This window comes from Vreelandella mediterranea, from assembly GCF_970647075.1.
The window spans coordinates 186061-202923 of record NZ_OZ310198.1 but is presented as its reverse complement, the minus strand read 5'-3'; the positions used below and the strand labels follow the sequence as shown (position 1 = coordinate 202923).

30 protein-coding genes are annotated in these 16863 nt (G+C 57.3%); all 30 read right to left on the bottom strand.

What is annotated here, in order from left to right:
• Positions 1-70: 70 nt before the first annotated feature.
• The gene (locus tag ACWFVE_RS01005) at positions 71-1399 is read right to left on the bottom strand and encodes a D-alanyl-D-alanine carboxypeptidase (protein ID WP_447530483.1); all 1329 of its coding nucleotides are present in this window, start codon (positions 1397-1399) and stop codon (positions 71-73) included.
• A gap of 244 nt (positions 1400-1643) precedes the next feature.
• Positions 1644-2030 (bottom strand): 50S ribosomal protein L17, encoded by a 387-nt coding sequence (gene rplQ, locus ACWFVE_RS01000; protein WP_447527434.1) that lies wholly within the window; start codon positions 2028-2030, stop codon positions 1644-1646.
• 39 nt (positions 2031-2069) lie between these two features.
• Entirely contained in the window at positions 2070-3065 is a 996-nt protein-coding gene (locus ACWFVE_RS00995; RefSeq protein ID WP_252105880.1) for a DNA-directed RNA polymerase subunit alpha, read from the bottom strand.
• A 123-nt stretch (positions 3066-3188) separates the two neighbouring features.
• Positions 3189-3809: a 30S ribosomal protein S4 gene (gene rpsD / locus ACWFVE_RS00990; protein ID WP_447527433.1), complete on the bottom strand. Its 621-nt coding sequence runs from the start codon at positions 3807-3809 to the stop codon at positions 3189-3191.
• A 12-nt stretch (positions 3810-3821) separates the two neighbouring features.
• A complete protein-coding gene (gene rpsK, locus ACWFVE_RS00985) occupies positions 3822-4208 on the bottom strand; it encodes a 30S ribosomal protein S11 (protein WP_009099028.1) in 387 nt (128 codons plus the stop codon).
• A 56-nt stretch (positions 4209-4264) separates the two neighbouring features.
• Entirely contained in the window at positions 4265-4621 is a 357-nt protein-coding gene (gene rpsM, locus ACWFVE_RS00980) for a 30S ribosomal protein S13 (RefSeq protein WP_447527432.1), read from the bottom strand.
• A 122-nt stretch (positions 4622-4743) separates the two neighbouring features.
• A complete protein-coding gene (gene rpmJ, locus ACWFVE_RS00975) occupies positions 4744-4857 on the bottom strand; it encodes a 50S ribosomal protein L36 (protein WP_031384759.1) in 114 nt (37 codons plus the stop codon).
• A 94-nt stretch (positions 4858-4951) separates the two neighbouring features.
• Entirely contained in the window at positions 4952-6283 is a 1332-nt protein-coding gene (gene secY / locus ACWFVE_RS00970) for a preprotein translocase subunit SecY (RefSeq protein WP_447527431.1), read from the bottom strand.
• Positions 6284-6718 carry a 50S ribosomal protein L15 gene (rplO, locus tag ACWFVE_RS00965; RefSeq protein WP_447527430.1) on the bottom strand — a complete coding sequence of 145 codons (435 nt, stop codon included), beginning with the start codon at positions 6716-6718 and terminating at the stop codon, positions 6284-6286.
• A gap of 3 nt (positions 6719-6721) precedes the next feature.
• A complete protein-coding gene (gene rpmD / locus ACWFVE_RS00960) occupies positions 6722-6904 on the bottom strand; it encodes a 50S ribosomal protein L30 (RefSeq protein WP_252105875.1) in 183 nt (60 codons plus the stop codon).
• 5 nt (positions 6905-6909) lie between these two features.
• Positions 6910-7410 carry a 30S ribosomal protein S5 gene (rpsE, locus tag ACWFVE_RS00955; RefSeq protein ID WP_447527429.1) on the bottom strand — a complete coding sequence of 167 codons (501 nt, stop codon included), beginning with the start codon at positions 7408-7410 and terminating at the stop codon, positions 6910-6912.
• Positions 7411-7421: 11 nt separating this feature from the next.
• Entirely contained in the window at positions 7422-7772 is a 351-nt protein-coding gene (rplR, locus tag ACWFVE_RS00950; protein ID WP_447527428.1) for a 50S ribosomal protein L18, read from the bottom strand.
• Positions 7773-7781: 9 nt separating this feature from the next.
• Positions 7782-8312, bottom strand: coding sequence for a 50S ribosomal protein L6 (gene rplF, locus ACWFVE_RS00945; protein ID WP_447527427.1), 531 nt, complete (start codon positions 8310-8312; stop codon positions 7782-7784).
• 9 nt (positions 8313-8321) lie between these two features.
• Positions 8322-8714, bottom strand: coding sequence for a 30S ribosomal protein S8 (gene rpsH, locus ACWFVE_RS00940; protein ID WP_447527426.1), 393 nt, complete (start codon positions 8712-8714; stop codon positions 8322-8324).
• A 32-nt stretch (positions 8715-8746) separates the two neighbouring features.
• Entirely contained in the window at positions 8747-9052 is a 306-nt protein-coding gene (gene rpsN / locus ACWFVE_RS00935) for a 30S ribosomal protein S14 (RefSeq protein ID WP_447527425.1), read from the bottom strand.
• 10 nt (positions 9053-9062) lie between these two features.
• Positions 9063-9602 (bottom strand): 50S ribosomal protein L5, encoded by a 540-nt coding sequence (rplE, locus tag ACWFVE_RS00930; RefSeq protein ID WP_447527424.1) that lies wholly within the window; start codon positions 9600-9602, stop codon positions 9063-9065.
• A gap of 18 nt (positions 9603-9620) precedes the next feature.
• A complete protein-coding gene (gene rplX / locus ACWFVE_RS00925; protein ID WP_447527423.1) occupies positions 9621-9935 on the bottom strand; it encodes a 50S ribosomal protein L24 in 315 nt (104 codons plus the stop codon).
• Between the two features lie 14 nt (positions 9936-9949).
• Complete coding sequence (gene rplN, locus ACWFVE_RS00920) at positions 9950-10321, bottom strand: 50S ribosomal protein L14 (RefSeq protein ID WP_252105868.1); 372 nt, start codon at positions 10319-10321, stop codon at positions 9950-9952.
• A gap of 49 nt (positions 10322-10370) precedes the next feature.
• On the bottom strand, positions 10371-10631 hold the full coding sequence (rpsQ, locus tag ACWFVE_RS00915; protein ID WP_027337515.1) for a 30S ribosomal protein S17: 261 nt from the start codon (positions 10629-10631) through the stop codon (positions 10371-10373).
• Position 10632: 1 nt separating this feature from the next.
• A complete protein-coding gene (gene rpmC / locus ACWFVE_RS00910; protein ID WP_007111999.1) occupies positions 10633-10824 on the bottom strand; it encodes a 50S ribosomal protein L29 in 192 nt (63 codons plus the stop codon).
• Positions 10824-11237, bottom strand: coding sequence for a 50S ribosomal protein L16 (gene rplP / locus ACWFVE_RS00905; RefSeq protein ID WP_252105866.1), 414 nt, complete (start codon positions 11235-11237; stop codon positions 10824-10826). Before rplP ends, rpmC begins: the two co-directional genes overlap by 1 nt.
• Before the next feature lie 15 nt (positions 11238-11252).
• Positions 11253-11957, bottom strand: a complete 705-nt coding sequence (gene rpsC, locus ACWFVE_RS00900; protein WP_252105865.1) for a 30S ribosomal protein S3 — start codon at positions 11955-11957, stop codon at positions 11253-11255.
• An 11-nt stretch (positions 11958-11968) separates the two neighbouring features.
• Positions 11969-12301, bottom strand: a complete 333-nt coding sequence (rplV, locus tag ACWFVE_RS00895; RefSeq protein ID WP_009723900.1) for a 50S ribosomal protein L22 — start codon at positions 12299-12301, stop codon at positions 11969-11971.
• An 18-nt stretch (positions 12302-12319) separates the two neighbouring features.
• Positions 12320-12595, bottom strand: coding sequence for a 30S ribosomal protein S19 (gene rpsS, locus ACWFVE_RS00890; protein ID WP_072824351.1), 276 nt, complete (start codon positions 12593-12595; stop codon positions 12320-12322).
• Positions 12596-12628: 33 nt separating this feature from the next.
• Positions 12629-13459, bottom strand: coding sequence for a 50S ribosomal protein L2 (rplB, locus tag ACWFVE_RS00885; RefSeq protein ID WP_447527422.1), 831 nt, complete (start codon positions 13457-13459; stop codon positions 12629-12631).
• Positions 13460-13476: 17 nt separating this feature from the next.
• On the bottom strand, positions 13477-13773 hold the full coding sequence (gene rplW, locus ACWFVE_RS00880) for a 50S ribosomal protein L23 (RefSeq protein ID WP_447527421.1): 297 nt from the start codon (positions 13771-13773) through the stop codon (positions 13477-13479).
• On the bottom strand, positions 13770-14375 hold the full coding sequence (rplD, locus tag ACWFVE_RS00875; RefSeq protein ID WP_447527420.1) for a 50S ribosomal protein L4: 606 nt from the start codon (positions 14373-14375) through the stop codon (positions 13770-13772). The genes rplW and rplD overlap by 4 nt, the downstream gene beginning before the upstream one ends.
• A gap of 15 nt (positions 14376-14390) precedes the next feature.
• Positions 14391-15029 (bottom strand): 50S ribosomal protein L3, encoded by a 639-nt coding sequence (gene rplC, locus ACWFVE_RS00870; RefSeq protein ID WP_447527419.1) that lies wholly within the window; start codon positions 15027-15029, stop codon positions 14391-14393.
• 147 nt (positions 15030-15176) lie between these two features.
• Positions 15177-15488, bottom strand: coding sequence for a 30S ribosomal protein S10 (rpsJ, locus tag ACWFVE_RS00865; protein ID WP_009098983.1), 312 nt, complete (start codon positions 15486-15488; stop codon positions 15177-15179).
• A gap of 158 nt (positions 15489-15646) precedes the next feature.
• Complete coding sequence (tuf, locus tag ACWFVE_RS00860) at positions 15647-16840, bottom strand: elongation factor Tu (RefSeq protein ID WP_447527418.1); 1194 nt, start codon at positions 16838-16840, stop codon at positions 15647-15649.
• Positions 16841-16863: the final 23 nt, after the last annotated feature.

Here is a 16863-nt window from a genome sequence, read left to right as displayed (position 1 = left end):
GCTCTAAACAAAAAGCCCCGCTAACGCGCTGTTAGCGGGGCTTTTTTAGGCGCGGCGCAAGCCTTTAACGTTAAAGGCTTGCGTTGACCACCATGCAGTCCATGCCCTGGGCGTGCAGCGTTTGGCAGGCGGCAATGGCGCGCGCTTCGTCGAGTGCGACGACGCGCGCGCGGAACACCGGCGTATGGCCCTCGACGGTATCGACCGCGGCACGGCCCCCCACGTCATTGGGCAGGCGCTGAGCGGCCTGGCGGGCGAGCTGTTCGGCGTGGCTCGCCTGGCTAAACGCGCCCACCTGAATCCCCCAACCACCGTTGGCGCTGGCCACGGAGAGCGGATCGGCCATGGTTTGCTGCTGCTCTTCGATCAGCGCTTGCAGCGGGTCGTGGTGCGTGACGGGTGCTGCGCGGGAGGGCTGGGGTGCAGGCGCCTGATTGGCGGCAGCGGCCGGTGCCCGCGCACTCGTATCCACATTGGCCAGAATAGGAGAAGGCGGCATGCTGGGCGGCGGCGTGGTGAGCGGCGCCGAGAGCCCAGGGAAGCTCATGAACTCGCGGGAGAAATTGGTATCGGCAAGCCAGGACGGGTTATCGCGAAGCCCGGCCCTGGCGAAGCTGCGATCGAGCAGGTCGGCCATGTGCTCATCCCGCGACGACGAGCTGAACCCGCCCATGACTACGGCGATCATGCGCCGGCCATCGTGCACCGCCGTGGTCGCCACGTTAAAGCCCGAGGCACGGATAAAACCGGTTTTCAGACCGTCGGCACCGGGGTAGTCGCGCACCAGGCGGTTGTGGCTGGTATGACGGGTCCCCTTATAGCTGAACTCCTGTAGACCGAAGTAGTGGTAGTACTGGGGAAAGTCCTGCATCACTCGAGTAGAGAGAATCAGCATGTCCCGGGCGGTGGTGATCTGGCCGTCGTCGGGCAGGCCCGAGGCGTTGCGGAATGTAGTACTGTGCATGCCAAGCTCACGCGCCTTGGCGGTCATCATATTTGCAAAGCGCTGTTCGCTGCCGCCCACCGCCTCGGCGACCACGACGGCCACGTCATTGGCCGAACGTACGGTTAGCGCGCGGATAGCGGTATCCAGCGGGATGGTGCTGCCCGCCGAGAGCCACAGCTTGGTGGCCGGCATGGCGGAGGCCTGGGCGGAGACCGCGAGCGGTTGGTCGAGGCGTAAATCGCCGTTTTCGACCGCCTCGAGGGCCATGTAAATGGTCATCATCTTGGTCAGCGAGGCGGGATAACGCGGCAAATCGGCATTTTCCGAGTAGAGCACTTCACCGTTTTCCAGATCGACCACGATGCCCGCATAGCGCGGGTTACCGTCGGCATGAGCAGTACTGCCCAGTACCAACACCGCCATGGCGACGGCGCACATTAGCCACCACCGCATGGCGGTGTTTGAAGTCACTCCCCTCGCTGCCATACCTGCCCCTTGCTACTCGCTTTAATTGATCTCAATGCCCGGGACTCACGGCCTTCGTCCCAAGCGCTCAGGTTAGCACGTACCCGATCACAGTAAACGTATTCTAAAGTGAGAAAAGGGTCTGTTTTAGTAGCACGCATAAAAAAACCGGCCCCCAAGGGGCCGGCTTTCACTCGACTTTTAAAAGCGTGCTTTCAAAAGCGGTGCGATCTTACTCTTCCGCAGCGGCTTCTTCGACGGCCGGGCGGTCGACCAGTTCGACGTACGCCATGGGCGCGTTGTCGCCTGGACGGAAACCGCACTTGAGAATGCGGATGTAGCCACCGGGACGTTCGGCGTAACGCGGGCCCAGCTCGTTGAACAATTTGCCGACGGCTTCTTTAGAGCGCGTGCGGGCAAATGCCAAACGGCGGTTCGCGACGCTGTCCTGCTTGGACAAGGTGATCAGCGGCTCGATAACGCGACGCAGTTCCTTGGCCTTGGGCAGGGTTGTCTTGATGACTTCGTGCTCGACCAGCGACACGGACATGTTTTTGAACATGGCCTGGCGGTGCGAGCTGTTACGGTTTAATTGACGACCACTCTTACGATGACGCATGGTTGTGATTCCTTACCAAACTGGGACTCAAGTCGACGCTTACGCGGAGGCCTTGTCGTCCTTCAAGCTCGCGGGTGGCCAGTTCTCCAGCCGCATGCCAAGGGAAAGACCGCGCGCTGCCAGGACATCCTTGATTTCGTTCAAGGACTTCTTGCCGAGGTTCGGGGTTTTCAACAGCTCCACTTCCGTGCGCTGAATCAAATCACCGATGTAGTAGATATTCTCGGCTTTCAAGCAGTTCGCGCTGCGAACGGTCAACTCAAGATCGTCTACGGGGCGCAACAGGATCGGATCGATATGATCCTCTTCCTCTTCGACTTCCTGCTCTTTATCAGCTTCCAGGTCGACGAAGGCGGCCAGCTGCTCTTGCAGAATGGTCGCACTGCGGCGGATAGCCTCTTCCGGATCCAGAGTACCGTCGGTTTCCAGGTCGATAATCAGCTTATCGAGGTCGGTGCGCTGCTCGACACGAGCGGCTTCGACCGAGTAGGAAACGCGGCGGACAGGGCTGAAGGTGGCATCCAACTGCAGGCGGCCAATAGCACGCGTCTCTTCATCAGAGCCGCGGGCGTCAGCCGGTTCGTAGCCACGACCCAGCGCCACCTTAAGCTGAATTTTCAGCTCGGCACCTTCATTGACGTGTGCAATGACGTGGTCCGGGTTGACGATTTCGACGCTATGATCAAGCGCAATGTCGCCAGCGGTGACGACGGCTGGGCCCTGCTTGTTCAGCGAGAGCACCGCCTCATCGCGGCTGTGCATCTTGATCGCAACATCTTTCAAGTTCAGGAGGATTTCGATTACATCTTCCTGCACCCCTTCGAGGGCACTGTATTCGTGCTCGACACCGGCAATTTCAGCCTCTACCACGGCAGCGCCGGGCATGGATGAAAGCAGAATGCGACGCAGTGCATTCCCCAGGGTGTGGCCAAAGCCGCGCTCGAACGGTTCGAGAACGATCCTGGCATGATGTGCGCTGATTTCTTCGACCTTGATATCGCGAGGACGAAGAAACTCTGTCACTGAACGCTGCATATGAACACCTTTCAGGCTGCCAAACGGATACTGAGTACTCTAGAGCGTGTACTCAAGAGCATCCGGGCGGTGCGTAGGACGAACCGCCCGGGCTTCAAGAAGCATATTTGCCAAGCAAACGGCTTACTTGGAGTACAGCTCGACGATCAGGTTTTCGTTGATGTCGGCAGTCAGGTCACCGCGTTCAGGCAGAGCCTTGAAAGTGCCTTCCATCTTCTTGGCGTCGATGTCGATCCAGGCGATATCGCCACGGTTGGCCGAGATGGTCAACGCGTTTTGAATACGCGCCTGGTTCTTCGCCTTTTCGCGAACGGTGATCACGTCACCCGGCTTCACTTTGTAGGAAGCCACGTTAACGCTACGACCGTTGACGGCAATCGCCTTGTGGCTGACCAGCTGACGCGCTTCAGAGCGAGTCGAGCCAAAGCCCATGCGGTAGACGACGTTATCCAGTCGGGATTCGAGCAACTGCAACAATACTTCACCGGTCGCGCCTTTCAGGCGAGCGGCTTCTTTGTAGTAGTTACGGAACTGCTTTTCGAGTACGCCGTACATACGACGTACTTTCTGCTTCTCACGAAGCTGCAAGCCGTAGTCTGAAAGACGCTGACGACGCTGGCCGTGTACACCCGGAATCTGCTCGGATTTACACTTTTTCTCGAACGGAGTCACGCCACTCTTCAAGAAGAGGTCGGTGCCTTCACGACGAGACAGTTTGCACTTCGGTCCAATATAACGAGCCATGAATCTCTCTCCTTAAACGCGGCGTTTCTTAGGCGGACGGCAGCCATTATGGGGAATGGGCGTCGCGTCTACGATGCTTTGCACGCGGAAGCCGGCGGCGTTCAGTGCGCGCACGGCGGATTCACGGCCGGGGCCGGGGCCCTTGACCAGCACGTCTACGTTTTTCACACCATACTCGGCTGCAGCAGTCGCTGCACGTTCACTCGCTACTTGAGCTGCGAACGGGGTACTCTTACGAGAACCTCGAAAACCCGAACCACCGGCAGTTGCCCAAGAAAGCGCATTGCCCTGGCGGTCTGTGATCGTCACGATCGTGTTGTTAAAAGAGGCATGGATGTGCGCAACGGCGTCCACTACCTGCTTTTTAACCTTTTTACGGTTACTACGCGGGTTAGCCATGTTGATGTCTATTCCTGTCTTAACGCCGGTTCTGCCTTAGTTACAGAACCTGCGTATTATTTGCGGATCGGCTTACGCGGGCCCTTACGGGTACGCGCATTAGTCTTGGTCCGCTGACCACGCAGCGGAAGACTACGACGATGACGCAGACCACGGTAGCAACCCAGGTCCATGAGACGCTTAATGTTAAGCGTGACATCACGGCGAAGGTCGCCTTCTACGGTGTACTTGCCAACTTCAGAACGCAGGGTATCGACTTCTTCAGCCGACAGGTCCTGGATCTTGGCAGTATGGACGATACCAGCGGCGTCACAGATGTGAGCGGCGCGGGTACGGCCAATCCCGAAGATATAGGTCAGCGAGATCGCCGCATGCTTGTTGTCCGGGATATTGACGCCTGCAATACGGGCCATCAGCTTACTCCGAAATTTGAGCGGCTTGCTCGTTTGTTCATCTTTAAAAGGCGCAACAGCATACCCCTTTTACTGCCCGAAGGCAAGGGGTATGCCACGCCCGCTTAAATACAGCGCGGGGTTTAGCCCTGACGCTGCTTGTGCCGCGGTTCGGTGCAAATGACGCGGACAGCGCCATTGCGACGAATGATTTTGCAGTTACGGCACATCTTCTTTACGGAAGCTCGAACTTTCATCGTTCTTTCTCCAAAAACGGCTCGCGGCACGTCCGGGGTGTTTGGCCAAGTGGTGTCGAAACACGCGCCTGGCCAAATGCCTGGGAGGCAGTGCTTAGCGCACTATGCCACCGCTACCGTAGCCTTTCAGGTTGGACTTCTTCATCACCGAGTCATATTGATGCGACATGAGATGCGACTGCACCTGAGCCATGAAGTCCATGATGACCACTACCACGATCAGAAGGGACGTGCCGCCAAAGAAGAACGGGACGTTCCAGGCAACGATCAGGAACTGGGGCATCAGGGAAACTGCAGTGATATACAGGGCACCGAACAGAGTGAGACGTGTCATCACCTTGTCGATATAGCGAGCGGTCTGCTCGCCGGGACGAATACCCGGCAGGAACGCACCTGACTTTTTCAGATTGTCAGCTACATCCTTGGGATTGAAGACCAGCGCTGTGTAAAAGAAGCAGAAGAATACCACTGCCGCCGCAAAAAGCAAGATGTAAAGCGGCTGGCCGGGGCCAAGCGCTTGCGATGCACGCTGCAGCCACTCCATTCCTTCACCGGCACCGACCCACTGCCCGATCGACGCCGGGAAGAGAAGGATGCTGGAGGCGAAAATAGCCGGAATGACACCGGCCATGTTCACTTTCAGGGGAAGGTAACTGCTTTGGCCCGCATACATCTTGTTGCCGACCTGGCGCCGTGGATAGTTCACCTTCAAGCGGCGTTGGCCACGTTCGATGAATACCACGAATGCCACGGTGGCGATCCCTAGCACTGACAGCGCTAACAGCGGAAGAACATTCCAGGCCCCTTCGTTGCGGGCAAGCTCGAAAGCCTGACCCACGGCGCTGGGTAGCCCGGCGACGATCCCGGCAAAGATCAACAACGAAATGCCGTTGCCGATACCCTTCTCGGTGATCTGCTCACCTAGCCACATCATAAACACCGCACCGGAGACGAACGTCACCACGGCAGTGAAGTAGAAGCTAAAGTCAGCGCTGTAAGCGATGCCTTGGCTAGCCAGGCCCACGGACATGCCGGTGGCCTGGATAAACGCCAGTATCACCGTGCCGTAGCGGGTGTACTGACTGATCTTTCGGCGGCCGGACTCGCCCTCTTTCTTGAGTTGCTCAAGCTGAGGGGAGACCGCAGTCATGAGCTGCATGATGATCGACGCCGATATGTAGGGCATGATGCCCAAGGCGAGAACACTCATACGCTCCAGCGCACCACCCGAGAACATGTTGAACATGCCCAGGATGGTGCCCTGCTGCTCCCTAAACAAGGCAGCAAGCTGGTCAGGATTGATACCGGGAACGGGAATATGGGCACCGATACGGTACACCACGATGGCGAGGAGCACGAAGCGCAAACGCGCCCATAGTTCACTCAGACCGCTGCCCGTCGCCGGCATGTTTCCTGACTTGGCCATTTAGTCCTCTACCTTGCCGCCAGCGGCTGCGATCGCGTCACGGGCACCTTTGGTGACCTTGAGACCGCGAACGGTAACCGCTTTATTCAATTCGCCAGAAAGAATGATCTTCGCAAACTGCGTAGCATTCTTCAGCACATTGGCTTGCTTTAAGGTTTCGAGAGTGACTTCGTCACCCGCGACCTTGGAAAGCTCGGCCAGGCGTACTTCTTCAGAGACCAGCGACTTCGCCGACGTAAAGCCAAACTTCGGCAGACGGCGCTGCAGCGGCATCTGACCGCCTTCGAAACCAGGCTTGACGCGACCGCCACTGCGAGATTTCTGACCTTTGTGGCCACGGCCACCGGTCTTACCAAGACCGGAACCGATACCACGACCAACGCGCTTTTCAGCGTGTTTTGAGCCCGGAGCCGGGCTTAAGGTATTAAGTTTCATGGATTACTCTCCCTCAACGCGCACAAGGTAAGTTACCTTGTGGATCATGCCGCGTACGGCAGGGGTGTCTTCCAGTTCAACCGTATGACCGATGCGACGCAGGCCCAGACCTTTCATGGTCGCCTTATGCTTGGGCAAAACGCCGATGGTGCTGCGGACCTGGGTAACCTTGATCAAAGCTGCCATGGTGCTTACCCCGTAATCGCTTCGACAGACAGACCGCGCTTGGCGGCCACGTCGTCCGGTGATTGCATGGAGGAGAGACCTTTAACAGTCGCTCGCACCACGTTAACCGGGTTGGTGGAACCGTAGCACTTGGCCAGTACGTCGTGGACACCGGCGAGCTCCAGTACGGAGCGCATGGCGCCACCGGCGATGATGCCGGTACCTTCAGACGCCGGCTGCATGAATACCTTGGAAGCGCCGTGACGCGCTTTCACCGGGTACTGCAGCGTTTGGCCTGCAAGGTTTACCTTGACCATGTTGCGACGCGCCTGATCCATCGCTTTCTGGATCGCGACCGGCACTTCACGCGCCTTGCCACGACCAAAACCGACACGACCATTACCATCACCAACGACGGTCAGCGCGGTGAAGCCGAAAATACGACCACCCTTGACCACCTTGGCGACGCGGTTGACCTGCACGAGTTTTTCTTGCAGATCACCGCCTTGCTGTTCGTTCTTCGCCATCGTAAAACCCTTTAGAATTCCAGGCCGCCTTCACGAGCGGCGTCGGCCAGAGCCTTGACGCGACCGTGATACTTAAAGCCAGCACGATCGAAGGCCACCTGGGTGATGCCTGCTTCTTTAGCGCGCTCGGCAATCAAAGCGCCAACTTTGGAAGCGGCTTCTGAGTTGCCCGTCGCACCTTCGCGCAGTGCCTTGTCCAGCGTAGACGCGCTGGCCAGCACTTGGCCACCATCCGGCGAGATAATCTGCGCATAGATGTGACGCGGCGTACGGTTGACGCACAGGCGATACACGCCCAGCTCGCGGATCTTGGCGCGAGCGCGGCGGGCACGACGGAGACGAGATTCTTTCTTCGCGTTCATAACCCTGCCTTACTTCTTCTTGGCTTCTTTGCGACGCACCTGCTCGTCGGCGTACCGGACACCCTTGCCTTTATACGGCTCGGGGGGACGGAAGGCGCGGATCTCCGCGGCGCACTGACCAAGTGCCTGTTTGTCCGCGCTTTTCAGCACGATCACGGTGTTCTTCGGCGTTTCCGCTGAGACACCTTCAGGCAGTTGATAGTCGACCGGGTGCGAGAAGCCCAGTGAAAGATTGAGCGTCTGGCCTTTCGCTTGAGCGCGATAACCGACGCCAACAATTTCGAGGGTCTTCGTAAAGCCCTCGGATACGCCCGTCACCAGGTTCTGAACCAGGGCGCGGGTTGTACCGGCCATTGCCCAGCTCTTGGCATTTTCACTCGGGGCGAAGGTCAGCTGGCCATCTTCTTGACCGATCACCACGTCGCGGTGAAGGGGCATTGACAGCGTGCCCTGGCCGCCCTTGGCGGTCAGCTGATCGTCGTTGATTTTGATGTCAACGCCGGCAGGCACTTTAACCGGATATTTCGCTATGCGGGACATTCCAGCCTCCTAGAATACGGTGCAGATGACTTCGCCACCGACGCCAGCCTGGCGCGCGGCACGATCGGTCATGACACCATTGGAGGTGGTGACAATCGCGATACCCAGACCATCGGCGACCTTGGGAAGATTGCTCTTGCCCTTGTATTGACGCAAAGACGGCTTGGAGACCCGCTGAATATGCTCAATAACCGGCTTGCCCTCAAAGTACTTGAGCGCCACGGTCAGCGTAGGCTTGACGCCTTCGGCAACCGAAAAGTCGGTAATATAGCCTTCTTCTTTTAGCACGCGGGCCACTTCCACTTTCAACCTGGAGGACGGCATGACTGCCGTCTCCTTGGTGGCCATCTGCGCATTGCGGATACGGGTAAACATATCCGCTAGAGTATCTTGCATGCTCATTTAATGTGCGCTCCTGATGATTCTACGTGGCGTTACCAGCTGGACTTCTTCAGACCAGGGACGTCGCCACGCATGGCGGCTTCACGCAGCTTGTTACGGCCGAGACCGAACTTGTTGTAAAAACCGTGCGGACGGCCAGTAATGCGGCAGCGGTTAGTCTGACGCACCGGGCTCGAGTCGCGCGGCAGTTGCTGCAGCTTCAGCGTTGCCTCGAAGCGCTCTTCCTCGGACGTGTTCACGTCCGAGATGATCTTCTTGAGCTCAGCGCGCTTGGCGGCATACTTCTCTACCAGCTGAGTGCGCTTAAGCTCACGTTCTACCATGCTCTTTTTAGCCATGATCCAACCCTTATTTCTTGAACGGGAAGTTCAGCGCCGCTAGTAGCGCGCGACCTTCCTCGTCGGTGTTGGCGGTAGTGGTGATGGTGACGTCCAACCCGCGGATACGATCGATTTTATCATACTCGATCTCCGGGAAGATGATCTGCTCACGCACACCCATGGAGTAGTTGCCACGACCGTCGAAGGACTTCGGGTTGAGACCACGGAAGTCACGCACGCGAGGAATCGCGATGTTCACCAAACGGTCCAGGAAGTCCCACATACGCTCGGCGCGCAGTGTCACTTTGATACCGATTGGCCAGCCTTCGCGCACCTTGAAGCCCGCGATGGACTTGCGTGCCTTGGTCACCAGCGGCTTTTGACCGGAGAGCTTCTCCAGATCACCGATGGCATTGTCGATCAACTTTTTATCGTTGACCGCGTCGCCGACACCCATGTTCAGCGTCACTTTCGTGATGCGTGGTATCTGCATTACGTTGGCGTAGCTAAACTGCTCTTTGAGCTGAGCCACTACCTCGTTTTGATAACGTTCTTTCAAGTTCGCCATTGTGCTACCCGACTCGCGTTAGGCGTCGATCTGCGTCTGCGTCGACTTGTAGATACGTACCTTGGTACCGTCTTCCTTAACCTGGAAGCCGACGCGATCCGCCTTACCGGTCTCCGAATTGAAGATGGCTACGTTGGACGCGTGAATCGGAGCCTCACGCTCGACGATACCGCCCTGATTTCCCGCCATGGGATTGGCTTTGGTGTGACGCTTGATCATATTCACACCGGACACCAGAAAGCGGTTTTCTAATACCCGCTTAACAGTGCCACGTTTGCCTTTATCCTTCCCGGCGATGACGATGACTTCATCGTCACGTTTGATCTTTTGCATATTCGCCTCGCTCCTTACAGCACTTCAGGCGCTAAGGAAATGATCTTCATAAACCGCTCATTACGCAGTTCACGAGTGACCGGACCGAAAATACGGGTGCCGATCGGCTGTTCGTTGGTGTTGTTCAACAAAACCGCCGCATTTCCATCGAAACGAATAAGCGACCCGTCGTTACGACGGACACCGCTGCGGGTGCGAACGACCACCGCCTTGAGGACCTGGCCTTTTTTGACCTTGCCCCGCGGGATAGCCTCTTTCACCGTTACCTTGATGACATCACCTACGCGAGCGTAGCGACGGTGTGAACCGCCTAGCACCTTGATGCATTGCACCCGGCGCGCTCCGCTGTTGTCGGCGACATCCAGCATTGTCTGAGTCTGAATCATCGGTTTTCTCCAAACCTAATCTGACTGCACTGGTTGGAAGACCAGGGGATCAACCCTTGGCCTGCTCGACCACCTCGACCAGCGTCCAGGCTTTCTTCTTGGAAAGCGGACGGCACTCCTGAATGGAAACCGTATCGCCTGCCTTTGCCTGGTTCGCCTCATCATGGGCGTGCAGCTTGGTGGAGCGCTTAACGTATTTTCCGTAGATCGGGTGGCGCTCACGACGCTCGATCATGACGACGATGGATTTCTCCATCTTGTCGCTCACCACCTTACCGGTGAGCGTACGTGCTTTTTTCTCTTCGGCCATCTCAATCACCTGCCTTCTCGTTGAGCAAAGTCTTCACACGGGCGATATCCCGACGGACCTGCTTGAGCAGATGAGTCTGGCTCAGTTGGCCAGTGGCCTTCTGCATGCGCAGGTTAAACTGCTCGCGGAGGAGCTCGAGGAGCTGCTCTTGGAGCTCTCCTGCGGACTTTTCACGAATTTCTTGAGCTTTCATCACATCACCGTCCGTTTTGCAAAGGTGGTGGATAAGGGCATCTTCTGTGCGGCCAGATCAAATGCTTCACGGGCCAGCTCTTCGGATACGCCTTCAATTTCGTACAGGACCCGACCCGGCTGGATCTGGGCTACCCAGTACTCAACAGACCCCTTACCTTTACCCATACGAACTTCGAGTGGCTTCTTGGAGATCGGCTTGTCCGGGAATACGCGGATCCAGATCTTACCGCCACGCTTGACGTGACGCGTGATCGCACGACGGCCGGCTTCGATCTGGCGCGCAGTGATGCGGCCGCGACCGGTAGCTTTCAGGCCATATTCCCCGAAGCTGATCTTGCTTCCGCGATGCGCGAGGCCACGGTTGCGGCCTTTCTGCATCTTACGGAATTTCATACGCTTGGGCTGTAACATCGACTCGCTCTCCCCTTATCTGGAACCTTTCTTCTTGGGCGCGTTGCCGGAAGGCTGTTGCTGCTTGGCCTTGGCACGTACTTCCTCGATACCGCCGAGGATTTCACCCTTGAAGATCCACACTTTGACGCCGATAACGCCATAGGTGGTGTGAGCCTCAAATGTGGCGTAATCGATATCAGCACGCAGGGTATGCAGCGGAACGCGACCTTCGCGGTACCATTCGGTACGTGCGATTTCGGCGCCGCCCAGACGACCTGACAGCTGAATCTTGATACCGCCAGCACCCAAACGCATGGCGTTCTGGACCGCGCGCTTCATCGCACGACGGAACATCACGCGACGCTCAAGCTGGCCGGCAACGTTCGCGGCGACGAGCTTGGCATCCAGTTCCGGCTTGCGAACTTCTTCGATGTTCACGTGAACCGGAACGCCCATCATCTCGGTAAGATCGCGACGCAGGCGGTCGACATCTTCACCTTTTTTACCAATCACGATACCCGGACGGGCAGTGTGAATGGTGATGCGGGCATTGTTCGCAGGGCGCTCGATATGGATATGGCTAACGGAGGCGTTTTTAAGACGCTCTTCCAGAAAGCTGCGCACTGCGAGATCGTTATTGAGCTTATCGGCGTAAGCGCCGCGCTCGGCATACCAGACAGAAGCATGGTCTTTGACAATGCCCAGTCGAATGCCTATTGGATTGACTTTCTGACCCATCTGGTCGACTCCTACTTCTCGGCTACCTTGACGGTGATGTGGCAGGTGCGCTTCAAGATACGATCCGCACGGCCTTTGGCGCGCGGCTTGATACGCTTGAGCGTCATGCCCTCATCGACGCAGATGGTCGAGACACGCAGCTCGTCGATGTCCATGCCGTTGTTTTCTTCCGCATTCGCGATGGCGGACTGAAGCACTTTCTTAACCAGCTTGGCAGCCTTCTTCGGGGAGAAGGTCAGCAGGTCAATAGCTTCGGCAACCGGTTTACCGCGCACTTGGTCAGCCACCAAACGGGCCTTCTGTGCGGATAAAGCAGCGCCACTCAGCTTAGCTGTGACTTCCATCTCTCAATCCTCTCTGGCTTACCGTTTGGCTTTCTTATCCGCCGCATGCCCGCGATATGTGCGAGTAGCAGCGAATTCGCCAAGTTTATGACCCACCATTTCCTCGGAGACGTGCACCGGGACATGCTGGCGTCCGTTATGGACCGCGATGGTGAGACCTACCATGTTGGGCAGAATCATCGAACGACGCGACCAGGTCTTGATCGGTTTGCGATCGTTCTTTTCTACTGCCGTCTCGACCTTCTTCAAAAGATGAAGGTCGATAAATGGACCTTTCTTCAGTGAACGTGGCACAGCCGTTACCTCTTAATGTCTTGGCAATTTAGATCAACGCGTCTTGTTACGACGACGTACGATCAGCTTGTCGGTGCGCTTGTTCTTACGCGTCTTGTGACCCTTGGTCGGAATACCCCAAGGGGAAACCGGGTGACGACCACCGCTGGTGCGGCCTTCACCACCACCGTGCGGGTGGTCTACCGGGTTCATCGCGACACCGCGAACAGTCGGACGCACGCCTCTCCAGCGCTTCGCACCGGCCTTGCCAAGTTGACGCAGGCTGTGCTCGGAGTTGCTCACTTCGCCCAGGGTCGCGCGGCACTCGGCCAGGATCTTACGCATTTCGCCAGAGCGAAGACGCAAGGTGGCGTAGTTGCCTTCACGCGCAACCAGCTGTGCGCTAGTACCGGCACTGCGAGCAATCTGCGCGCCTTTACCCGGTTTCAGCTCGATACCGTGAACGGTAGAACCGAGCGGGATATTGCGCAGCGGCAAGGCATTGCCTTTCTTGATGGGCGCGTTAACACCGGATTCCAGCACGTCACCCGCGCTGACACCTTTCGGTGCGATGATGTAACGACGCTCGCCATCGGCATACTTCAGCAGCGCAATGTGCGCACTACGGTTCGGATCGTGCTCAAGACGCTCAACGGTGGCGGGAACGCCATCCTTGGTGCGTTTGAAATCGATCAAACGGTAGTGGTTACGGTGACCACCGCCCACGTGGCGGGTGGTGATGCGACCGTAGTTGTTACGGCCACCGGACTTGGACTGTTTTTCCAAAAGCGGCGCATAAGCGCGGCCCTTGTACAGCTGCTCACCAACGATCTTGACGACGTGGCGGCGACCGGCGGATGTGGGTTTGGTCTTGACGATTGCCATTATCCGTACTCCTGCCCTTATTCGGCGCCAGAGAAGTCTTCGAGCGTTTCGCCCGCAGCCAGGGTCACATACGCTTTGCGGTAACCCTTACGCAGGCCAACACCATGAGCAGTACGCTTGGTTTTCCCCTTGACATTCAAAACCTGAACACTACCGACTTTCTTGTCGAACAGCGCTTCAACGGCTTTTTTGATCTCGGGCTTGGTAGCATCAGATGCCACCTTGAAAACGTACTGGTTGCGCTCGGCGGCCGACGCGGCCTTTTCGGTCACGTGCGGTCCAAGCAGAACCTTGAATACGCGTTCCTGGTTCATGCCAGCTTCTCCTCGAATTTACGCAGGGCGGAGACGGTGATCAGGACCTTATCGAAGGCAACCAGGCTCACCGGATCAGCTGCCGCGACATCCACCACGCTCACGTGGGGAAGGTTACGCGCGGCTAAATAGAGCGTTTCGTCGATTTCATCGGTGACGATCAACACTTTTTCAAGGTTGAGCTCTTTTAGCTTGGCAGCGACCTGCTTGGTCTTGGGCGCGTCTACGCTGAACTCTTCAACCGCAACCAGACGTTCCTGGCGTACCAGCTCAGACAGGATGGAGCGCATCGCCGCACGGTACATCTTGCGGTTAACCTTCTGGGAGTGATCCTGCGGGCGTGCCGCGAAGGTTACGCCGCCACTGCGCCATAGCGGAGAGCGGATGGTGCCGGCACGTGCGCGACCGGTACCTTTCTGACGCCACGGCTTTTTACCACCGCCACGGACGTCGGAACGATTCTTTTGAGCGCGGGTGCCCTGACGGCCACCTGCCAAATAGGCAGTAACGACCTGATGGACCAGCGCTTCGTTGAATTCTTTGCCAAAAGTGGCGTCGGCTACTTCAACGGTACCCGTGCCTGCAGCAAGATTCAGATTCATTGGTAATTATCCCCTTCAGCCAGCTTTCACGGCGCTGCGAACGATGACGTCGCTACCGGTTGCACCCGGAACAGCACCCTTGATTAGCAGCAGGTTACGCTCGGCATCGACACGGACGATCTCAAGGCTCTGCACGGTGCAGCGGGCGTTACCCATCTGACCGGCCATCTTTTTGCCTTTAAATACGCGACCCGGGGTCTGACACATGCCGATAGAACCCGGCGCGCGGTGCGACAGGGAGTTACCATGGCTGTTGTCTTGGGTACGGAAATTCCAGCGCTTAACAGCACCCTGGAAGCCTTTACCCTTAGAGGTGCCGGTCACATCGATCATTTGACCAGCTTCGAAGAGGGATACGGTGAGTTCGCCACCCACTTCCGGAACGTCCTCACCTTCTGCAAGGCGGAATTCCATCAGTGAACGACCAGCCTCAACACCCGCCTTGGCAAACTGTCCAGCTTGCGCTTTGGTGAGGTGCTTGGCCTTGCGAGAGCCGGTGGTAATCTGAACCGCTGCGTAGCCGTCGGACTCGACGGTTTTTACGCGTGTAACACGGTTAGGATCCACTTCAATAACGGTTACGGGCACGGATGCGCCGTCTTCGGTAAAGACACGGGTCATCCCGGCCTTTTTACCGACTAAACCGATAGTCATACTCAGTCTCCTATAGTGTACGGGGCTATCACCCGCTATGGCTGCCCTTTCCAGAGCATTCCACTAGCACATTGTATGGCGCCATCCCGGCGCGGCGGCTGCTGATCAGTTAATCGATGATCGCTGGGCCGCAAGTGTCTAGTGTGATTAGTCGAGCTTGATTTGCACGTCGACGCCAGCGGCGAGGTCGAGCTTCATCAGCGCATCAACGGTTTTCTCGGTCGGCTCAACGATGTCGAGCACGCGCTTGTGCGTACGAATCTCATACTGATCACGCGCGTCTTTGTTGACGTGCGGTGAAATCAGAATGGTGTAGCGCTCGCGGTTGGTCGGCAGCGGGATCGGCCCACGGACCTGAGCACCAGTACGCTTAGCGGTTTCTACGATTTCCGCTGTGGACTGATCGATCAGGCGATGGTCGAACGCTTTCAACCGAATGCGAATCTTTTGGTTCTGCATTTGCCCTAAACTCCAATGGATGTCGACGGCGCGAGCCGTCTACCCACGCATTCAAAGGATGCGCATTATATGCACCTCAAGAGACAGTGTCAAACATTTGCTCTTGATGCGCAGAAAAGGGGGCTCCTTAGAGCCCCCTTCGTCATTCAGCTAAAAACTTACTGAACGATCTTGGCTACGACGCCGGCACCAACGGTACGGCCGCCTTCGCGAATCGCGAAGCGCAGGCCTTCTTCCATGGCGATCGGCGCAATCAGGGTAACAACCATCTGGATGTTGTCGCCCGGCATAACCATTTCAACGCCTTCCGGCAGTTCACAAGTACCGGTTACGTCGGTGGTACGGAAGTAGAACTGCGGACGGTAGCCCTTGAAGAACGGCGTGTGGCGGCCGCCTTCGTCTTTGGACAGTACGTAGACTTCGGCTTCGAAGACAGTGTGCGGCTTGATGGAGCCCGGCTTGGCCAGAACCTGGCCACGCTCGACGTCATCACGCTTGGTACCACGCAGAAGCGCACCGACGTTCTCGCCTGCACGACCTTCGTCGAGCAGCTTACGGAACATCTCAACACCGGTAACGGTGGTTTTGGTGGTGTCTTTCATGCCGATGATTTCGACTTCTTCACCCGCTTTAACGAGACCACGCTCTACACGACCGGTAACAACGGTACCACGGCCAGAGATAGAGAATACGTCCTCGATCGGCATCAGGAACGGCTGATCGATCGCACGCTCCGGCTCCGGGATGTAGGCGTCAAGCGCTTTGATCAGCTCGGCAACAGCGGTCGTACCCATGCCGTTGTCGTCTTTACCTTCCAGCGCCATCAGCGCAGAACCGGTGATGATCGGCGTGTCGTCGCCCGGGAAGTCGTACTGGTCTAGAAGCTCGCGAACTTCCATTTCGACCAATTCGAGCAGCTCTGCGTCATCGACCATGTCCGCTTTGTTCAGGAACACGACGATGAACGGAACGCCAACCTGACGAGACAGCAGGATGTGCTCGCGGGTCTGCGGCATGGGGCCGTCAGCGGCGGAACATACCAGGATCGCGCCGTCCATCTGTGCCGCACCGGTGATCATGTTCTTGACGTAGTCGGCGTGTCCCGGGCAGTCGACGTGCGCGTAGTGGCGCACTTCGGACTGATACTCAACGTGAGACGTTGCGATGGTGATACCGCGCTCGCGCTCTTCAGGAGCGTTATCGATGGTATCGAACTCACGCCAGTCACCGCCGAAAACTTCAGCAGACACGCGCGTCAGGGCCGCTGTCAGAGTCGTTTTACCGTGGTCGACGTGACCGATGGTGCCGACGTTGATATGCGGTTTGGAACGTTCAAATTTTTCCTTAGCCACTGCTATAACCTCTTTACGTTAGC

Coding starts and splice junctions, on each gene's coding strand:
- rplV (WP_009723900.1), bottom strand. CDS start 12,301: ATGGAAGTCACAGCTAAGCTGAGTGGCGCTGCTTTATCCGCACAGAAG.
- rpsN (WP_447527425.1), bottom strand. CDS start 9,052: ATGGCTAAAAAGAGCATGGTAGAACGTGAGCTTAAGCGCACTCAGCTG.
- rplR (WP_447527428.1), bottom strand. CDS start 7,772: ATGAACGCGAAGAAAGAATCTCGTCTCCGTCGTGCCCGCCGCGCTCGC.
- rpmD (WP_252105875.1), bottom strand. CDS start 6,904: ATGGCAGCTTTGATCAAGGTTACCCAGGTCCGCAGCACCATCGGCGTT.
- ACWFVE_RS00995 (WP_252105880.1), bottom strand. CDS start 3,065: ATGCAGCGTTCAGTGACAGAGTTTCTTCGTCCTCGCGATATCAAGGTC.
- rpsJ (WP_009098983.1), bottom strand. CDS start 15,488: ATGCAGAACCAAAAGATTCGCATTCGGTTGAAAGCGTTCGACCATCGC.
- rpmC (WP_007111999.1), bottom strand. CDS start 10,824: ATGAAAGCTCAAGAAATTCGTGAAAAGTCCGCAGGAGAGCTCCAAGAG.
- rpsQ (WP_027337515.1), bottom strand. CDS start 10,631: ATGGCCGAAGAGAAAAAAGCACGTACGCTCACCGGTAAGGTGGTGAGC.
- rplN (WP_252105868.1), bottom strand. CDS start 10,321: ATGATTCAGACTCAGACAATGCTGGATGTCGCCGACAACAGCGGAGCG.
- ACWFVE_RS01005 (WP_447530483.1), bottom strand. CDS start 1,399: ATGCGGTGGTGGCTAATGTGCGCCGTCGCCATGGCGGTGTTGGTACTG.
- secY (WP_447527431.1), bottom strand. CDS start 6,283: ATGGCCAAGTCAGGAAACATGCCGGCGACGGGCAGCGGTCTGAGTGAA.
- rpsK (WP_009099028.1), bottom strand. CDS start 4,208: ATGGCTAACCCGCGTAGTAACCGTAAAAAGGTTAAAAAGCAGGTAGTG.
- rpsH (WP_447527426.1), bottom strand. CDS start 8,714: ATGAGCATGCAAGATACTCTAGCGGATATGTTTACCCGTATCCGCAAT.
- rplW (WP_447527421.1), bottom strand. CDS start 13,773: ATGAACCAGGAACGCGTATTCAAGGTTCTGCTTGGACCGCACGTGACC.
- rplE (WP_447527424.1), bottom strand. CDS start 9,602: ATGGCGAACTTGAAAGAACGTTATCAAAACGAGGTAGTGGCTCAGCTC.
- rplC (WP_447527419.1), bottom strand. CDS start 15,029: ATGACTATCGGTTTAGTCGGTAAAAAGGCCGGGATGACCCGTGTCTTT.
- rplQ (WP_447527434.1), bottom strand. CDS start 2,030: ATGCGTCATCGTAAGAGTGGTCGTCAATTAAACCGTAACAGCTCGCAC.
- rplX (WP_447527423.1), bottom strand. CDS start 9,935: ATGCAAAAGATCAAACGTGACGATGAAGTCATCGTCATCGCCGGGAAG.
- rplD (WP_447527420.1), bottom strand. CDS start 14,375: ATGAATCTGAATCTTGCTGCAGGCACGGGTACCGTTGAAGTAGCCGAC.
- rpsM (WP_447527432.1), bottom strand. CDS start 4,621: ATGGCCCGTATTGCAGGCGTCAATATCCCGGACAACAAGCATGCGGCG.
- rplO (WP_447527430.1), bottom strand. CDS start 6,718: ATGAAACTTAATACCTTAAGCCCGGCTCCGGGCTCAAAACACGCTGAA.
- rplP (WP_252105866.1), bottom strand. CDS start 11,237: ATGTTACAGCCCAAGCGTATGAAATTCCGTAAGATGCAGAAAGGCCGC.
- rpsD (WP_447527433.1), bottom strand. CDS start 3,809: ATGGCTCGTTATATTGGACCGAAGTGCAAACTGTCTCGTCGTGAAGGC.
- rplB (WP_447527422.1), bottom strand. CDS start 13,459: ATGGCAATCGTCAAGACCAAACCCACATCCGCCGGTCGCCGCCACGTC.
- rplF (WP_447527427.1), bottom strand. CDS start 8,312: ATGTCCCGCATAGCGAAATATCCGGTTAAAGTGCCTGCCGGCGTTGAC.
- rpsC (WP_252105865.1), bottom strand. CDS start 11,957: ATGGGTCAGAAAGTCAATCCAATAGGCATTCGACTGGGCATTGTCAAA.
- rpmJ (WP_031384759.1), bottom strand. CDS start 4,857: ATGAAAGTTCGAGCTTCCGTAAAGAAGATGTGCCGTAACTGCAAAATC.
- rpsE (WP_447527429.1), bottom strand. CDS start 7,410: ATGGCGAAGAACGAACAGCAAGGCGGTGATCTGCAAGAAAAACTCGTG.